Genomic DNA, 17,522 nt, shown 5'->3' with positions numbered 1-17,522 from the left:
CTGCTTTCTTGTCAATGGCATCACCGTGAACAAGACAATTCAAACTGTCGAGAGTGCCGCAGCCGGCAGCGCTTTCCTCATCGAAGACGTCTATCCCTTGATCGATGGCGGCCGCTTCCCCGTGAAGCGGATCGCGCGCGAACCGGTCGAGGTCTGGGCCGACATCTACCGCGACGGCGACGGCGTGATCGGCGCAGCGCTGATCTGGCGGCAAGAGCAGGACCGCGAATGGCGGAGCGAGCCGATGATCCCTCACGGCAATGACCGCTGGTCCGGCGCGTTCACACCGGTTGAGCCCGGCAAATATGTCTATGCGATCGAAGCCTGGACCGACGAGTTCGCGACATGGTCGCACGGGGTCGCGCGCAAGCAGCGCTCTGGTGCCGATGTCAGCCTCGATGCGATCGAGGGCGCCGGCCTTCTGACCAAGGCGCATGGCGCGCGTCAGGAGGCCGCGGCTGTCATCGTCAGGCAATGCGAGGACTATCTTCAGACCGGCGACGTTGCCCCGCTGCTGGCAACTGAACTCGGCGAAGCCATGGCCGAGAGCCAATCGCGGCCCGACCTCACCCGCTCGGCGCCCTTCCCGCTCATCATCGACCGCGACAAGGCGCGCTTTGGCGCCTGGTATCAGATGATGCCGCGCAGCCAGAGCCAAATTCCAGGCCGGCACGGCACGCTCCGCGACTGCATCGCGCGGGTGCCCGAGATCGCGGCGATGGGCTTCGACGTGCTCTATTTCACGCCGATCCACCCCATTGGCCGCACCCGCCGCAAGGGCCGCAACAACGCGCCGGCAGCGACCGAAGGCGATCCCGGCTCGCCTTATGCGATCGGCACCATCGAGGGGGGGCACGATGCGCTGCATCCGGAGCTCGGCACGATCGAGGATTTCCGCGCGCTGGTCGCGACCTGCCTGGAATACGGCCTCGAGCTCGCGCTCGACTTCGCCGTGCAATGCTCGCCGGACCATCCCTGGCTGACGCAACATCCGGAATGGTTCAAATGGCGGCCGGACCGCTCGGTGCGGACGGCTGAGGGGCCCTATTCCGATATCGTCATCCCCGATTTCACGTCCGTCGATCGGGCCGGACTGTGGAACGCGTTTCGCGACGCCATGCTGTTCTGGATCGACCACGGTGTCACCATCTTTGCCATCGACAATCACGATACCGCGCCGCTTGCTTTCTGGGAGTGGCTGATCCGCGATATCCGCCGCCGGCACCCCGAGGTGATCCTGTTCTCCAAGACGTTCGCGCGACCGAAGCTGATGAAGGGCCTCGCCAAGCTCGGCTTTGCGCAGTCCTTCAGCTATTTCCCGTGGCGCACGGCGAAGTGGGAGCTGGAGCAATATATCGGCGAGCTGACGCGCTATCCCGAACGTGACTTCTATCGGCCGAACCTGTTCGTGAGCACGCCCGACCTGCTGCCATATCATCTCCAGGGCGGCGAGACCTGGGCGTTCAAATCGCGCGTCGCGCTGGCCGCGACATTGTCCGGCAGTTACGGCGTCTACAGCGGGTTCGAATTGCTGGAGCACGACGCGATCCCCGGCCGCGAGGAATATCTCGACTCCGAGAAATACCAGATCAGGCAGCGCGACTGGGACAAGCCCGGCAACATTAAGCCGTACATCACGGAGCTAAATCGTATCCGCAACGAAAACGTAGCCCTTCAGCAGACGGCGAACCTGCGCTTCCTCGGCATTGAGGACGGCGACACGATTGCTTTTGCCAAGGAGGCCACCGATCCCGCCAATACCGTCATTGCCGCGATCGCGCTCTCGCGCAATGCACGCGAGTTCTGGTTGCCGCTCGGCGACCTCGCCATCGATGTCGGCGGCGAGCGCCGCCATGTCACCGGACTCGAAAATCTCCTCACCGGCGAACAGTCCCGCATCGAATGGGGCGGGATCAAGTTGCGTATCGATCCCGACCGCGATCCGGCGCTGCTGTTCCGCTGCCTGGCGTAAAGGCGCACGCCATGAACGTATTGTCTTCCGTCGACACCAAGAAAGCCGAGGCTGCCGGGATCGTGGATGAGCTCTGGTACAAGGACGCCGTTATCTACCAGCTTCACGTCAAGGCGTTTGCCGACAGCAACAATGACGGCATCGGCGACTTCGCCGGGCTGACCGAGAAGCTGCCCTATCTCCAGGAGCTCGGCGTCACCGCGCTCTGGCTGCTGCCGTTCTATCCCTCGCCCGGCCGCGACGACGGCTACGACATTGGCGACTACGGCTCGATCAATCCCGATTTCGGGACGATGAAAGATTTCAAGCGCTTCATCCAGGAGGCGCAGAAGCGCGGCTTGCGCGTCATTACCGAACTCGTCGTCAACCACACCTCGGACCAGCACAATTGGTTCAAGCGTGCGCGCCGCAGCCCGGCAGGCTCGAGCGCCCGCAATTGGTATGTCTGGAGCGACACCGATCAGAAATACCAGGGTACGCGGATCATTTTCACCGATACCGAGAAATCCAACTGGACCTGGGATCCCGAGGCCGGCGCGTTCTACTGGCACCGCTTCTTCTCTCACCAGCCGGATCTCAATTTCGACAATCCGCGCGTCGTCAGCGCGCTCATCCAGGTGATGAAGCGCTGGCTCGATGCCGGCGTCGATGGCTTCCGGCTCGATGCCATCCCCTATCTCTGCGAGCGCGAGGGCACCTCGAACGAGAACCTTCCCGAGACGCATTCGATCATCAAGCGCCTGCGCAAGGAATTGGACGCCTATTCCAAGGGCAAGCTGCTGCTGGCCGAGGCCAATCAATGGCCGGAGGACGTGCAGGAATATTTCGGACGTGGCGACGAATGCCACATGGCCTACCACTTCCCGCTGATGCCGCGCATCTACATGGCGATCGCGCAAGAAGACCGCTTTCCGATCACAGACATACTGCGACAGACGCCGGACATTCCCTCAAGCTGCCAGTGGGCGCTGTTCCTGCGAAACCATGACGAGCTGACGCTGGAAATGGTCACCGACGTCGAACGCGATTATCTGTGGTCGACCTACGCCAATGATCCGCGCGCCCGCATCAATGTCGGCATCCGCCGGCGCCTTGCGCCGCTGATGGACAACGACCGGCGCAAGATCGAGCTGATGAACTCGCTGCTGTTGTCCTTCCCTGGTACGCCGATCATCTATTACGGCGACGAGATCGGGATGGGCGACAACATCTATCTCGGCGACCGCAACGGCGTGCGCACGCCGATGCAGTGGAGCCCGGACCGCAATGGCGGCTTCTCACGCGCTGATCCGGCCCGCCTTTACGCGCCGCCGATCATGGATCCCGTCTATGGCTATGAGTCCGTGAACGTGGAAGCGCAGTCGCGCAGCCTTTCGTCGCAGCTCAACGCCACCAAACGGTTGATCTCGGTGCGCAAGTCCACGCTCGCCTTCGGCCGCGGGACCATGACCTTCATCCGCCCGACCAACCGCGCTGTGCTGGCCTATGTCCGGCAGTACCGCGACGAGGTGATCCTCTGCGTCGCGAACCTCTCGCGCGCCGCGCAGGCAACCGAGCTCGATCTGTCGCCGTGGAAGGACCGCATCCCGCAGGAGATGCTCGGCCGCACGCGTTTTCCGGCGATCGGCGAACTGCCCTACATGGTCACGCTGGGGCCCTATGGCTTCTACTGGTTCCAGCTCACCGAGCGCGACAAGTCCGAGCCGGTGACGCCGCGCGCGGTGCCGGAATTCGAAACGCTGGTGGTACCTGTCAATTCGACCTGGGTCTCTCTGGCACGCGAACGCGGAATGTTCGAGCGCGATGTGCTGCCGGGTTTCCTGTCACGGACGCGGTGGTATCCAGAAAACAATCCCAAGCACATTAAGCCCACGCTGACATCGGCGGTGCCGTTCTGCGACATCGGCGACAACAGGCCCTGGATCGCGTTCTTCGAAGCGACCCGACACGATGTGACCACCCGCTACGTCGTACCGATGCAGATTGAGTGGGTGCGCTTCGATCGCGAACGCTTCAACCCGAAGGCGCTCGCCGCCGTGCGCCAGGGTGCCCGCGAAGGCACGCTGCTCGACGTGGCGACAGAGCAGATCTTCATCGGTCTGTTCCTGCGCAATCTGTCGCAGAACCTGGTGGTGGAAGAGAACAATCTGCGGCTGGAGTTCAAGGCGACCAGCAGGTTTGCCGACTACACCATCAAGGAGCCCGAACGCATCCGCACGGTCGAGCAGTCGAACAGCACCGCGCTGGTCGACAACCAGTATGTCGCCAAGATCTATCGCCGGCTTGAAAGCGGCATCAATCCCGAGATCGAGATCGGCTCCTACCTCACCGAAATCGCCCGCTTTGCCAATACGCCGGCACTGCTCGGCAACGTCGAGCTGGTCGAAGGCGATAGTCGCAGCGCGGTAGGCGTGCTGCACGCCTATGTCGAGAACCAGGGCGATGGCTGGGCCGTCACCGCGGGCTATCTCGACCGCTATATCGACGAGCAAAGGGTGCTGCCACCGGGCGAGATGCTCCGCGAGACCCAGGAGCAAGCGCCATATCTGCACTTCATAGCGCAGATCGGCCGGCGGCTCGCCGAGCTGCATGTGGCTCTGGCGGCCGCAAAGCCCGACGATCTCGCGCCGGAGCTGATCCGCTCCGCACACGTCGAGCGCTGGACATCCGACCTGACGAGACGGGCCGAGCGCGTTCTCGAGCGGCTGGCCGACACTCGCGGCGGCCTGCGAGAGGCGGACCGGCCGCTGATCGATCAGCTCGTGGCGATGCGTGCGTCCCTGTCCGGCCGGCTGAATGCGCTATTGCCTTCCGAGATCGGCGGGTTGAACATCCGTCATCATGGCGACTTCCGCCTCGGGCAAACGCTGATCGTAAAGGACGATATCTTCATCATCGACTTCGACGGAGATCCGCGTTTGCCGCTGGCCGACAAGCGGCGCAAGCTGCCTGCCGCGCGCGACGTCGCCGGCCTGATCCGCTCGATTGATCTTTCGGTTAACGCGGCGCTCAACCGCGCGCTCACGGGCGCCTCCGACGAGCAGGGCCGGCTTACGGCCGCGCTCGGCGAATGGCGCGAGCGCGCCACTGCGACGTTCCTCAACGCCTACCGCGAGGCCACGACGGATCGGCGGCTGTGGCCAGTGGATCGGCAATCCGCGGCAGGCCTGTTAAGTTTTTTCCTGCTTGATCAAGCGTTCGACGAAGTAGAGTACGAGCTGTCCCACCGGCCTGAGGGGCTCCATGCGCCGCTGTCCGGACTGCTTCGCATTCTGTCCAGCACCGAGAGCGAAGCCCATGCCTAAACTCCCTGCCGAGGCCTATGCGATCATCGAGGGCCGCCACTCCGACCCCTTCCACTATCTCGGGCTGCATCCCGAGGGCGGCAAGAGTGTCGTGCGCGCGTTTCTCCCCGAAGCCTCCAATGTCGAGGCGGTCAGCGAGCATGGCGAGGTGGCCCGGCTCGACCGCGTCCACGATGCCGGCCTGTTCATCGGCAGCCTGCCGAATGGCTCGAAGCACTACCAGCTCCGCGTCAAATTCGGCGACAGCGTCGTCGAATTCGAGGACGCCTACCGCTTTCCGCCGATCCTGTCCGATTTCGATCTCTATCTGCTCGGCGAAGGCACCCACCAGCGCCTTTACGACAAGCTCGGCGCGCATCCGATGCGGCTCGAAGAGATCGATGGCATCGGCTTCGTAGTGCTGGCGCCGAATGCACGGCGCGTCTCCGTGGTCGGCGATTTCAATTTCTGGGACGGGCGGCGCCATCCGATGCGGGTGCGCGGCGCAGGTTATTGGGAGTTATTCATCCCGCACGCCAAGGCCGGCGACCACTACAAGTTCGAAATTATCGGACCCCATGGCCATCTACTCCCGCTGAAGTCCGATCCGATGGCGTTTGCAAGCGAGGTGCGGCCGAAGACGGCTTCCATCGTGTTCGACGAGGCGCATCTGCCGCGGCCGCGACCAGCACCCGACGGCATCAACGCATTGTCGGCGCCGATGTCGATCTACGAGGTCCATCTCGGCTCGTGGCGGCGCAAGAACGGAGATGAATGGCTGACCTATCGGGAGCTGGCCGAGCAGCTGCCGGCCTACGCCCGTGACATGGGCTTCACTCATCTCGAATTTCTCCCCGTCAGCGAGCATCCTTTCGACGGCTCATGGGGCTACCAGCCGACCGGCCTGTATGCGCCGACCAGCCGCTTCGGCACGCCGGAGGATTTTGCCGCACTGGTCGATGCCTGCCACCGCGAGGGCGTCGGCGTGCTGCTCGACTGGGTGCCCGGCCACTTCCCGGACGATCCGCACGGGCTCGGCAGTTTTGACGGCACAGCGCTGTACGAGCACGCCAATCCGCTCCAGGGCCGTCACCTCGATTGGGGCACGCTGATCTACAATTACGGCCGCACCGAAGTGACGAACTTCCTGGTGTCGAACGCGCTGTTCTGGCTCGAGCGTTACGCTATCGACGGCTTGCGCGTCGATGCGGTCGCATCCATGCTCTACCTCGACTACAGCCGCCCGCCCGGCGCGTGGATTCCGAATCAGCATGGCGGCCGGGAGAACATCGAGGCGATCGCGTTCCTGCGCCGCTTCAACACCGAGCTGTTCGCGCGTTTCCCGCAGGCGACCACGGCCGCCGAAGAGTCCACCGCCTGGCCGCAGGTCTCGCGCCCGGTCGAATTCGGGGGGCTCGGCTTCGGCTACAAGTGGAACATGGGTTGGATGCACGACACGCTGAACTACATCAGCAAGGATCCGATCCACCGCAAGCATCATCACGGCGACATCCTGTTCGGCCTGCACTATGCCTTCTCGGAAAACTTCGTCCTGCCGCTGTCGCATGACGAGGTCGTGCACGGCAAGCGCTCGATCCTGGGCCGCATGCCCGGCGACGAATGGCAGCGCTTTGCGAATCTGCGCGCCTATTACAGCTTCATGTTCGGCCATCCCGGCAAGAAGCTGCTGTTCATGGGTGCCGAGATCGCGCAAAGCCGCGAATGGAATCACGACCAATCGCTCGACTGGCACTTGCTCGAGCACAAGACTCATTCCGGCATCCAGGCGCTGATCCGCGACCTCAACCGGCTCTATCGCGCGGTGCCCGCTCTGCACCAGATGGACTGCGAGCCGGCCGGTTTCGAATGGCTTGTCACCGACGACGCCAACCGCAACGTGTTCGCCTGGCTGCGCAAGGGATTTGGCGAGCACGCCCGGTGCATGGTGATCGTCAACTTCTCACCCAACGTCTATCGCAACTACCGCGTTCGCGCGCCCTTCGGCGGCAAGTGGAAGGAAGTGTTCAACTCGGACTCCGCCCATTACGGCGGCAGTAATGTCGGCAACATCGGCGAAGTCCATGCTGTCGATGGCGAGCTCCGCCTCACCATTCCGCCGCTCGCCGGGATCTTCCTCGTTCCGGAAAGCTGAACGATGCGCCTGACTGCTGGATCGCCCGCACGCCTCGGCGCAAGCTGGGACGGACGCGGCACCAATTTCGCGCTGTTCTCCGCCAACGCGCAGAAGGTCGAGCTGTGCCTGTTCGACACGCAAGGCCGCCGCGAACTCGAGCGCATCGAGCTGCCGGAGCGCACCGAGGACGTCTGGCACGGCTATCTCAACGACGTTTCGCCCGGCCAGCTCTACGGCTACCGCGTGCATGGCCCCTACGAGCCCGAGCAGGGGCATCGCTTCAACGCCAACAAGCTGCTGCTCGACCCCTATGCCAAGCGGCTTTCCGGGCGGCTGGTCTGGAGTGACGCGCATTTCGCCTATCGCACCGGAAGCCCGCGTGAAGATCTCTCCTTTGACCGGCGCGACAACGCGCGCGGCATGCCGAAGGGCGTCGTGGTCGACGAGACCTTCAACTGGGGCCGCCGCGAGATCCGGCCCAATATCCCCTGGGAAGATACCATCATCTACGAGGCTCACATCAAGGGCCTGACGCAGAAGCGCAACGACGTGCCGCCGAATTTGCGCGGCACCTATGGCGGGCTGTCGTCGCCGGCGATGATCGAGCATCTGAAGAAGCTCGGCGTCACCACGGTCGAGCTCCTGCCGATCCACGCGTTCATCGACGACCGCGTCCTGGTGGAGAAGAAGCTAGCCAATTACTGGGGCTACAACACGCTGTCGTTTTTCGCGCCCGAGGCGCGCTATGCCCAGGACAACGCGCTCGACTCATTTCGCACCACGATCGCACGCCTGCACGATGCCGGCATCGAGGTGATGCTCGACGTCGTCTACAACCACACTGCCGAGGGCAATCACCTCGGCCCGACGCTGTGCTATCGCGGCATCGACAACGCCTCCTATTACTGGCTGAACCGCGAGAACCCGCGCTATTACGACGACTTCACCGGCTGCGGCTCGTCGGTCAACCTCACCCACCCGCGCGTGCTGCAGATGGTGATGGATTCGCTGCGCTACTGGGTCGAGGTCTGCCACGTCGACGGCTTCCGTTTCGACCTCGCCACCACGCTGGCGCGCGGGCCGAACGGCTATGATCGCGGCAGCTCGTTCCTCACCGCGATCCGGCAGGATCCGGTGCTGGCGAGCGTCAAGCTCGTCGCCGAACCCTGGGATCTCGGCCTCGGCGGCTACCAGGTCGGCGCATTTCCCTCGCAATGGTCGGAGTGGAACGACCGTTACCGCAGCGCCATGCGCCGCTACTGGAGCGGCGAAGGCAGCCTGATCGGCGACATCTCCAGCCGCATGACGGCGTCCTCCGACTTGTTCAACCACGACGGACGGCGGCCGCGCGCCAGCATCAACCACATCACCGTCCATGACGGTTTCACGCTTGCCGATCTCTTCAGCTACAATGAGAAGCACAACGAGGCCAATGGCGAGGACAACCGCGACGGCTCCAACGACAACCATAGCAACAATTGCGGTGTCGAGGGCCCGACCGACGATCCCCAAATCCTCAGCTTGCGCCGGCAGCTTCGCAAGAACGTGCTGGCCTGCCTGATGCTGGCGCAGGGCATTCCGCTGATCCTCGCCGGCGACGAGGTCGGCAATTCGCAATCGGGCAACAACAACGCCTATTGCCAGGACAACGAGGTCGGCTGGGTCGGCTGGGACAATCTCGGCAAGGACGGCGACGGCATGGTCGATTTCGTCGCCGAACTCGCCGATATCCGCCGCCGGTTCTCGCAGCTTCGTAGCCATCGCTGGCTCGACGGCCGCCCTAAAGACGGCATCTCCTACGGCGCGCTGTGGCTGACGCCGGCCGGCGACGAAATGACGGAAAGCGACTGGAAATTCCCGGAAGGGCGGTTTCTTTCCTATGTGATGGGGCCGATGGAACCGGGCAGCGCTGCGATCTTTATCGTACTGAACGCCGCCCCCGAAGAGATCGCATTCAAATTGCCAAAAATGACCGAATACAAGAGCTGGCAGCAGATCCTGAACACGACCGAGGCCAAGCTGAACACGATCGACTTCCAGCCCGGAAGCGCCAGCAAGGCGCCGCCGCGCTCCGTGCTCGCTTTCGCGGGGGCGCTATGAGGCCATCCTTCGGGGCGAGGCTGACCAAGGACGGCGTGTCGTTCCGGCTGTGGGCGCCCGCCGCGCGCCGTGTCGATCTCCTGCTCGACGGACGACACGCGATGCAGCGCCGGCAGGATGGCTGGTATGTCGCCGACATTGCCGGCCTGGCCGTTGGCAGCACCTACAAATTCAGGATCGACGACGAGATCGACGTGCCCGATCCGGCGTCTGCATTCCAGCCCGAAGACGTGTTCGGCCCGAGCGAAGTGATCGATCACGATGCCTTCGCCTGGCGCGCGCGCGATTGGCGCGGCCGCCCCTGGGAGGAGACTGTGCTGATCGAGACGCATGTCGGCACCTTCACTGCTGAAGGCACCTATCGTGCCATGATCGACAAGCTCGATCATCTCGTCGCAACCGGGATCACCGCGGTCGAGCTGATGCCGCTGGCCGATTTCGCCGGCCGCCGCGGCTGGGGTTATGACGGCGTGCTGTGGTACGCACCCGACAGCGCCTATGGCCGCCCCGATGATTTGAAGACGCTGATCGACGAAGCACATCTGCGCGGGCTGATGGTGTTCCTCGACGTCGTCTACAATCATTTCGGTCCCGAGGGGAATTACCTCGGCCGCTATGCGCCGGCCTTCTTCACCGATGCGCACACGCCATGGGGCAGTGCGATCGATTATCGCGTGCCGCAGGTTCGCGCTTTCGCCGTCGAGAACGCGCTGTCATGGCTCACCGACTACCGCTTCGACGGCCTGAGGCTCGATGCCGCCAATCACATCATGGCGACCCCCGGTGAGCAATCGATGCTGCAAGACCTCAGCATCGCCGCAGGCGAGCTTGCCAAGGCAACGGGGCGGCACATCCATGTCGTGCTGGAGAACGGCGACAACCGCGCGAGCCTGCTCGACGCCGCGCAGGAGCCCCCGAACGGCAAATATCGCGGACAGTGGAACGACGACTACCACCACGCCTGGCACGTGATGCTGACCGGTGAGCTCGCCGGCTATTACGCGGACTATCAAACGCCGCGGCTCGATCTCGCACGCGCGCTTGCATCCGGCTTCGTCTATCAGGGCGAAATCTCGGAATTCTGGGGCAAGAAGCCGCGCGGCGAAAAAAGCGGCGAGCTGCCGCCGGCGACCTTCGTCAACTTCCTGCAAAACCATGACCAGATCGGCAACAGGCCGCTGGGCGAGCGACTCGATAGCCTGGCATCGCCCAGGCAGATCGAAGCCGCACTCGCGGTGACCTTGCTCGCGCCGATGGTGCCGATGCTGTTTCAGGGCGAGGAGTGGGGCTGCACCGCGCCCTTCCCGTTCTTCTGCGATTTCCAGGGCAGCCTTGCCGATGCCGTGCGCGCGGGGCGCAAGCAGGAGTACGCCTGGGCTTACGAAAAATACGGCGACGAGGTGCCCGACCCGCTCGATCCGGCAACGCTGCAAGCGGCCGTGCTTGACTGGACCGGCCACACGCCGGAACAGGACGCACGTCTCGCGCTGGTGCGGGAGCTGCTCGCGCTTCGCCACAAAGAGATCGCGCCACGACTGAAAGATGCGCGCTTCGGTGATGCCGCCGTAGCCGATAGCGGCCTGCTCACCGCACATTGGCGCATGGGAGATGGCGCGACGTTGCGTCTGGTCGCCAATCTGTCCGACAAAGACATCGCATACTCCAACGGCAGTGCGGGCACCCCGATCTGGGGCGGCGCGGCCGGCGACAAGCTTCCGCCTTGGTCGGTGGTCTGGCGTCTCGGAGGTTGAGATGCCTCCAGCCATTCCTCTCGCAACCTACCGGCTTCAGCTCACCGCGGATTTCGACTTCGACAAGGCCGCCGCGGTGGTACCCTATCTAAAGGCGCTGGGGATCACGCATCTCTACACCTCGCCGGTGATGAAGGCCCGCAAGGGCTCGACGCACGGCTATGACACCGTCGATCACAGCCAGCTTAATCCAGAGCTCGGCGGCGAGGCCGGCTTCGCGCGACTGAGCGAGGCGCTGACGCAGAACGACCTAGGCCTCATCATCGATTTCGTGCCGAACCATGTCGGCGTCCACTTTGCCGACAATCCCTGGTGGCTGGACGTGCTGGAATGGGGCCAGACTTCGCCGCACGCAGTTTCCTTCGACATCGACTGGGATCTGCTGCCCTACCGCGCCCGCGACGGCGTGCTGCTGCCGATCCTCGGCGCCTCCTATGGCGAAGCACTTGAGCGCGGCGAGATCGAGCTGCGCTACGATTCCGACGAAGGCAGCTTCTCGGCCTGGTATTTCGAGCACCGCCTGCCGATCGCGCCGGAGCGCTATGGCGAAATGCTGCGCATGATCGTGAAGGAGGCGGACGCGGCCGAGAGCGAAGCCGGCAAGCGCCTGCTGTCGCTTGCCGCGCGCTACACGGGACTGCGCCGCCCCAACCGCAAGGAAGCGCCCGGCTTCAAGGCGGAGCTTAGGGAGATCGCAGGCAGCGCCGACCTCGTCGCGCGCGGCCTCGGCGCCTATCGCGCCGCCAAGGACCGTCCCGCGCAGACGCTGGCGCTGCATCACCTGCTGGAACGCCAGCACTACAAGCTCGTGCACTGGCGGCTTGCCTCCAGCGACATCAACTATCGCCGCTTCTTCGACGTCAACGGGCTCGCCGGCCTGCGCGTCGAGGACCCCGGCACGTTCGCCGCCACGCACCGGCTGGTGAAGCAACTCATTGCCGAGGGCAGACTGCAGGGCATCCGCCTCGATCACATCGACGGCCTGCGCGACCCCGCGCAATACTGTCAGCGGCTGCGCCGGCTGGTGCGCGACGCGCAGGGCACGACGAAGCCGTTCTATACGGTGATCGAGAAGATCCTGTGCGAGCACGAGCGTCTGCCGCACTTCGCCGGCGTCCAGGGCACCACCGGCTATGAGTGGATGAACGCCATCACTCATGTTCTGGTCGACGCCAAGGGGCTGGAGGCTTTGGACGAAACCTGGCGGCAGATCAGCAACCGGCCGCCGCGGCTCGCGCCTTACGTCAAGGACGCCAAAAGGCGCGTGCTGGAGACGCTGCTGACCAGCGAATTCACGGTTCTGACCCGCCTGCTTGCGCGCATCGCCAACGGGCATTACTCGACCCGCGACTTTTCAGCCGACAGCCTGCGGCAGGCGCTCGAGCTTTATGTGCTGCATTTCCCGGTGTACCGGACCTATCTGACGACGAGCGCGCCAGCGGCGAACGATCGCAAGCTGATCGACGACACCATCGCACGCGCTCGCGCCGAATGGTTCGCCGCGGACGAAGGCATCTTCGACTTCCTGCGCGACGCGCTCACCATGGACCTGCTCAAGCGTGGCCGCCCTCCGCACAGCGCCCCGCGGGTGCGCCGCTTTGCGCTGAAGGTGCAGCAGTTTACCGGGCCGATGATGGCGAAGTCGCTGGAGGACACCGCGTTCTATCAATTCCACCGGCTGCTCGCGATGAACGAGGTCGGCGGTGATCCCGCGAGCAGCGGCCTCACCGTTCCCGCTTTCCACGAGATCATGCAGGCCCGCGCCAGGGAATGGCCGCAAGGAATGACGGCGACCGCCACCCATGACACGAAACGCGGCGAGGACGCCCGCGCGCGGATCGCGGCCCTGAGTGAAATTCCCGGCGAATGGACCAGCGCGGTGGCCCGCTGGAAGGTCCTGAACGCACCGCACATTGCGCTCGACGGCAATCTGCGTGCCCCGTCGGCGACATTCGAATACATGCTCTACCAGACCCTGCTCGGCGCCTGGTTGCTCCGGGAGCCGGCCGACGCCGGTTTCGTCGAGCGTATCCAGGCCTATGCGCTCAAGGCCGCGCGCGAGGGCAAGGAGGAGACGAGCTGGCTCAACCCGCATGAGGCGTATGAGAACGGCGTCAAGAGCTTCATCGCGAAGATCCTCGATCCGGCGCTGTCTGGCGAATTCCTGGAGGCGCTGCAAACCTTGGCGCGCCGCGTCGCGCTGCTCGGCGCGCTGAACGCGCTGAGCCAGCTCACGCTCAAGGCGACCTTGCCCGGCGTCCCGGACTTCTACCAAGGTACCGAATTTTGGGACCTGTCGCTGGTCGATCCCGACAACCGGCGCCCGGTGGATTTTTCCGCGCGGCACGCGGCGCTGGGCATGCTGGACAATCCGGACTCGAAGCATCTGATCAAGAGCTGGCCGGTTGGCCAGCTCAAGCTGGCCTGGACGCGGCACCTCCTCAAGCTGCGCAACGAACTCCCTGACGTCTTCGCGCGAGGCGATTACCAGCCGCTTCAGGTTCGGGGCGCGCACGCCGACCATGTCGTGGCCTTTGCCCGCCGCCACGGCCGCGCCGCGGCGATCGTCGTGGTCGGGCGCCAGTTCGCACCCTTCACGCAAGCAGGACGCGAATGGCCGACGCTCGATGAGCTCGACGCCACCATCGACGTCACGGGCTACCACGTGCCGGGTCTCGCGGGCAACGATCTGCTGCTCGCGCAGGCGCTTGGCAATTTTCCCGCTGCCGTCATCTCGGCGCGCGCCGCGGGTGCGGCGAGGCCGGTGCGACCGCGCGCCCGCGCTTGAACGCTAGCTTTTTTTCGTCTTTGCCCAGCAGCAGCTGGCCGCGCTTGCGGATCGTGGCCTGCGCCATCTCGGCAAAGCGCTGCAACAGCCAGGGCAGCACCACCTGCACCTTGACGTGGTCGTCGGCGACGTCGACCTGGCCGCTCGCGATCTGCCCCAGCGCGCGGATGCGAAAATTCATGCTGTCGCCGCTCCAGCGCTCCTCCTCGACCTGCATCACCGGAATGCTGGCCGCGGCGCGGCCGAGCCCGGTCTTGAGCCGGCGCACCGCCTCCTCGCGGCCGAGACGGTGCGGAATGGAGACGACAAGCGGTGCTGACATGGCCCTGCCCTGTGAGTGACTGATCCTCACATAGTCATGCCGGCCGGTGGGTCAAAGGTTCCATGCAAGCTGACCGTGCAACCGCTGTTTCATCGGGGGAACTTTAAAACCTGCGGCAAGTTGCCCTCGCACAACGGGACAGGTTGCAAACGACCCTTTCAAGAAGGGCTGGAGGAGATTCGCATGTCTATCGGTACGATCATTCTGATCATTTTGGTTATCGCCCTGCTCGGCGGCTTCAGCGGCATCGGCGGCGGTCCGTTCTACGGCACCGGCTATTATGGCGGCGGCGGCCTCGGACTCGTCATCGTCATTCTGCTGATATTGCTATTGCTGGGACGGATCTAGCCGCTCTTGCATGGTGGGTTAGCCGAAGGCGTAACCCACCATTGCTTCCGTGAATGCTGAACGCAGTTGGTGGGTTACGCCTTCGGCTACCCCACCCTACTTCACTTTCCCTGCGAGCTTCCTGATCGCCGCCTTGATCGACGCGGCTGCATCGTCGTAGCCATCCCACGCCTTCGATCGCGCCAGCAATCCGGGTACCGTCCGCACCGTGTATCGCTTCGGATCGAGATCGCTCTTTACCTGCGCCCACGTGACGGGCATCGACACGGTTGCGCCATCTCGTGCGCGGGGGGAGAGCGGCGCCACCGCCGTCGACATCCGATCGTTGCGCAGATAGTCCAGAAAAATCTTCCCGTCGCGCAGCTTCTTCGACATGTTGAGCAGATAGCGCTCGGGCTCGTCATCCGCCATCCATTGGCAGACCCCTTGCGCGAACGCCTTTGCCTCCTTCCAGCTCACCTTGTCCCGTGCGCCGTGGAGCAGCGGCACGACCACATGCAGGCCCTTGCCGCCGGTGGTTTTGCAAAAACTCTCCATGCCGACATCGGTGAGGCGCTGCCGCATCTCCTTGGCCGCATCGACGACCTCGGGAAAATTAACATCCGGCGCCGGATCGAGATCGAACACCAGCCGGCCCGGCGTGTCATAAGCACCTGGCGCACAATTCCAGGGATGCAGCTCGACGCCACCGATCTGCGCCACGGCCGCGAGCCCCTCGAGGCGATCGATCTGCAGATAGGGCTTGCGATCGCCTGAGACCTTGGCGAGTTCGATCAGATTCGAGGTGCCCTGCATGGCGTGGCGCTGGAAGAACTTCTCACCGCCAATGCCATCAGGCGCACGCACGATTGAGCAGGGACGGCCCTTGATATGCTCGATCATCCAGGAACCGATCGCCTCGAAATAGCGCGCGAGATCGAGTTTCGTCACGCCCTCGCCGTCGCCGCCGTCCGGCCACAACTCCTTGTCCGGCTTGGAGAGCACGACGCCCATCACCTCGGCACCGCCGCTTGCCTTCGGCGGGGCGGCAGGCCTGGTTCTGCCCCGTGACCTGATGGAAGGCTCGGCAAGCTCGGTATCGGCGGGCGTTTCGGCCTCGACCTCCTCCGCCGGCTTGTCCTGCCGCAGACCCTTGAAGGCGGCCTGGCGGATATTGCCGTCGGCGGTGAAGCCGGCGAACTCAATTTCGGCCACGAGCTCCGGCTTCAGCCAGTGCACCTCGCCCGTCTTTTTCGGCGCATTCTTGCCGCCGAAGGGGCTTTGCTTGGCCTCCATGGCCTCCAACGACGGCATGATGCGCTTGACCTTGTCGGCGCCGAAGCCGGTGCCGACCATGCCGACGAAGGCGAGATGATCACCTCGGTGCACGCCGGCCATCAGCGAGCGGAATTTGCCGTTGGTGGTCTTCCAGCCGCCGATCACGACCTCATGGCCGGCGCGGCATTTTGCCTTGGTCCAGCTTTCTGTCCGCCCCGAACGGTAAGGCGCATCGAGCTTCTTCGACACAACGCCTTCGAGCTCGAGCTTGCAGGCCGATTGCAGCACCGCATCGCCGCCGCTTTCGAAATGCTCGACATAACGAATCTGGCTCGATTTCTTCTTGCGTGCTTCCAGCAGTTCCTTGAGGAGGTCTTTCCGTTCACCGAGCGGCAGGCGGCGATAATCGAGTCCCTGGGTGAACAGGAGATCGAAGGCGAAGAAGATGAGATTTTCGGTCTTTCCGTCCGATAGTGCTGCCTGGAGCGAGGAGAAGTTCGGCGCACCATTATGGTCGAGCGCGACGATCTCGCCGTCGATCATCACGTCCGGCAGCGCGCTTGCTTCCTTCGCAATACTTGCGAATTTTCCGGTCCAGTCGAGGCCCTTGCGCGTCTTCAACGTCGCCTCGCCGCCCTCGACCCGAAGCTGCACGCGGTAGCCGTCGAACTTGATCTCGTGACACCAGCCATCGCCACCCGGCGGGCGCTCGACCGACGTGCAGAGCTGCGGCGCCACGAAATCCGGTATCTCCGCCGCCTTCTTCGCGGTCGCGGTCGTGGCTTTCTTCTTTGCCGTCTTGCCGGTCTTCAACGCCGCGCGCGGCGCCGGCTTGACCGTGCGCCCTTTCGCTTCTTCGGCCCGATTGGACTGCCAGACCGCGTCGGCCTTGGCATTGGCGCCCTTCGCCAGCATGAACGGTTTTGGCGCGCGTCCCTTGCCTCCGGCGATCTGATCCATCGCGCGGCCGGAGGCGACCGACTTGTCCTCCTCGAGAATGTCGTTGTCTGCGCCCTCACGAACATGTTCGTCGCGGTGCTTGATCAGGAGCCAATTGGTGCGCTTCCCGCCGGTGCGGTCGTTGCGCATGCGCACCAGCACCCAGCTGCCGTGCAGCTTCTCGCCATGCAACGTGAACTTGAGGTCGCCCTTCTTGAACCCGCGTTCGGGATCCTCGGATTCCCAGGTGCCGCGGTCCCACAGCATGACCGTGCCGCCGCCATACTGGCCCTCCGGAATGGTGCCCTCGAAGTCACCATAGTCGAGCGGGTGGTCCTCGACCTCGACGGCCAGCCTCTTGTCGTGCGGGTCGAGCGAGGGCCCTTTCGTCACCGCCCAGGACTTGAAGACTCCGTCGAACTCGAGCCGTAGATCGTAGTGCAGTCGCGTCGCATCGTGCTTCTGGATCACGAAGCGTCGCTGCTTCGAGCGCACCACTGCTGTTTTGCCCGACGGCTCCGGTGTCTTCTCGAAATCACGTTTCTGTCGATACTTAGAGAGCTTTTGCAGCACGACTGATCCCGGATTCTCTTTTGGCGTGAAAGCCTATCACGGCCCGCAACCCAC

Annotated in this window: 8 protein-coding genes and 1 pseudogene; 7 read left to right on the top strand and 2 right to left on the bottom strand. The window is 64.0% G+C overall.

Translation table 11 applies throughout. From position 1 onward, the window contains the following. The first annotated feature begins 25 nt into the window (after nucleotides 1-25). The 6 genes from IVA74_RS31755 to treY are packed head-to-tail and all read left to right on the top strand — an operon-like array spanning nucleotide 26 to nucleotide 14,029. A complete protein-coding gene (locus tag IVA74_RS31755; RefSeq protein WP_247350853.1) occupies nucleotides 26-1,972 on the top strand; it encodes a maltotransferase domain-containing protein in 1,947 nt (648 codons plus the stop codon). Nucleotides 1,973-1,983: 11 nt separating this feature from the next. Further along, entirely contained in the window at nucleotides 1,984-5,277 is a 3,294-nt protein-coding gene (treS, locus tag IVA74_RS31750) for a maltose alpha-D-glucosyltransferase (RefSeq protein WP_247350851.1), read from the top strand. After that, entirely contained in the window at nucleotides 5,270-7,408 is a 2,139-nt protein-coding gene (gene glgB / locus IVA74_RS31745; protein ID WP_247350849.1) for a 1,4-alpha-glucan branching protein GlgB, read from the top strand. Before treS ends, glgB begins: the two co-directional genes overlap by 8 nt. A gap of 3 nt (nucleotides 7,409-7,411) precedes the next feature. Next, nucleotides 7,412-9,490, top strand: a complete 2,079-nt coding sequence (gene glgX / locus IVA74_RS31740; RefSeq protein ID WP_247350847.1) for a glycogen debranching protein GlgX — start codon at nucleotides 7,412-7,414, stop codon at nucleotides 9,488-9,490. Continuing rightward, nucleotides 9,487-11,241, top strand: coding sequence for a malto-oligosyltrehalose trehalohydrolase (treZ, locus tag IVA74_RS31735; RefSeq protein ID WP_247350845.1), 1,755 nt, complete (start codon nucleotides 9,487-9,489; stop codon nucleotides 11,239-11,241). Before glgX ends, treZ begins: the two co-directional genes overlap by 4 nt. 1 nt (nucleotide 11,242) lies before the next feature. Then, complete coding sequence (gene treY, locus IVA74_RS31730; protein ID WP_247350844.1) at nucleotides 11,243-14,029, top strand: malto-oligosyltrehalose synthase; 2,787 nt, start codon at nucleotides 11,243-11,245, stop codon at nucleotides 14,027-14,029. 16 nt (nucleotides 14,030-14,045) lie between these two features. On the opposite strand, the pseudogene IVA74_RS31725 reads toward treY, so the two are convergent. Beyond that, a pseudogene (locus tag IVA74_RS31725) lies at nucleotides 14,046-14,351 on the bottom strand (polyhydroxyalkanoic acid system family protein); the annotation flags it as partial. A gap of 183 nt (nucleotides 14,352-14,534) precedes the next feature. Here IVA74_RS31725 and IVA74_RS31720 point away from each other — a divergent pair. Continuing rightward, nucleotides 14,535-14,699, top strand: coding sequence for a DUF3309 family protein (locus IVA74_RS31720; RefSeq protein ID WP_007595743.1), 165 nt, complete (start codon nucleotides 14,535-14,537; stop codon nucleotides 14,697-14,699). A gap of 96 nt (nucleotides 14,700-14,795) precedes the next feature. On the opposite strand, the gene ligD is transcribed toward IVA74_RS31720, so the two are convergent. Beyond that, nucleotides 14,796-17,468: a DNA ligase D gene (ligD, locus tag IVA74_RS31715; protein WP_247350841.1), complete on the bottom strand. Its 2,673-nt coding sequence runs from the start codon at nucleotides 17,466-17,468 to the stop codon at nucleotides 14,796-14,798. Nucleotides 17,469-17,522 lie beyond the last annotated feature (54 nt).

Source organism: Bradyrhizobium sp. 132, from assembly GCF_023074185.1.
Classification (GTDB): Bacteria; Pseudomonadota; Alphaproteobacteria; order Rhizobiales; family Xanthobacteraceae; genus Bradyrhizobium.
Note: the sequence above shows the minus strand (reverse complement) of the source record. Positions and strands in the feature narration are given on the sequence as shown.

What these genes read in the sequence shown, in the direction of transcription:
- treZ (WP_247350845.1), top strand. Translation starts at nt 9,487, where the DNA reads ATGAGGCCATCCTTCGGGGCGAGGCTGACCAAGGACGGCGTGTCGTTC.
- treS (WP_247350851.1), top strand. Translation starts at nt 1,984, where the DNA reads ATGAACGTATTGTCTTCCGTCGACACCAAGAAAGCCGAGGCTGCCGGG.
- glgB (WP_247350849.1), top strand. Translation starts at nt 5,270, where the DNA reads ATGCCTAAACTCCCTGCCGAGGCCTATGCGATCATCGAGGGCCGCCAC.
- IVA74_RS31720 (WP_007595743.1), top strand. Translation starts at nt 14,535, where the DNA reads ATGTCTATCGGTACGATCATTCTGATCATTTTGGTTATCGCCCTGCTC.
- glgX (WP_247350847.1), top strand. Translation starts at nt 7,412, where the DNA reads ATGCGCCTGACTGCTGGATCGCCCGCACGCCTCGGCGCAAGCTGGGAC.
- treY (WP_247350844.1), top strand. Translation starts at nt 11,243, where the DNA reads ATGCCTCCAGCCATTCCTCTCGCAACCTACCGGCTTCAGCTCACCGCG.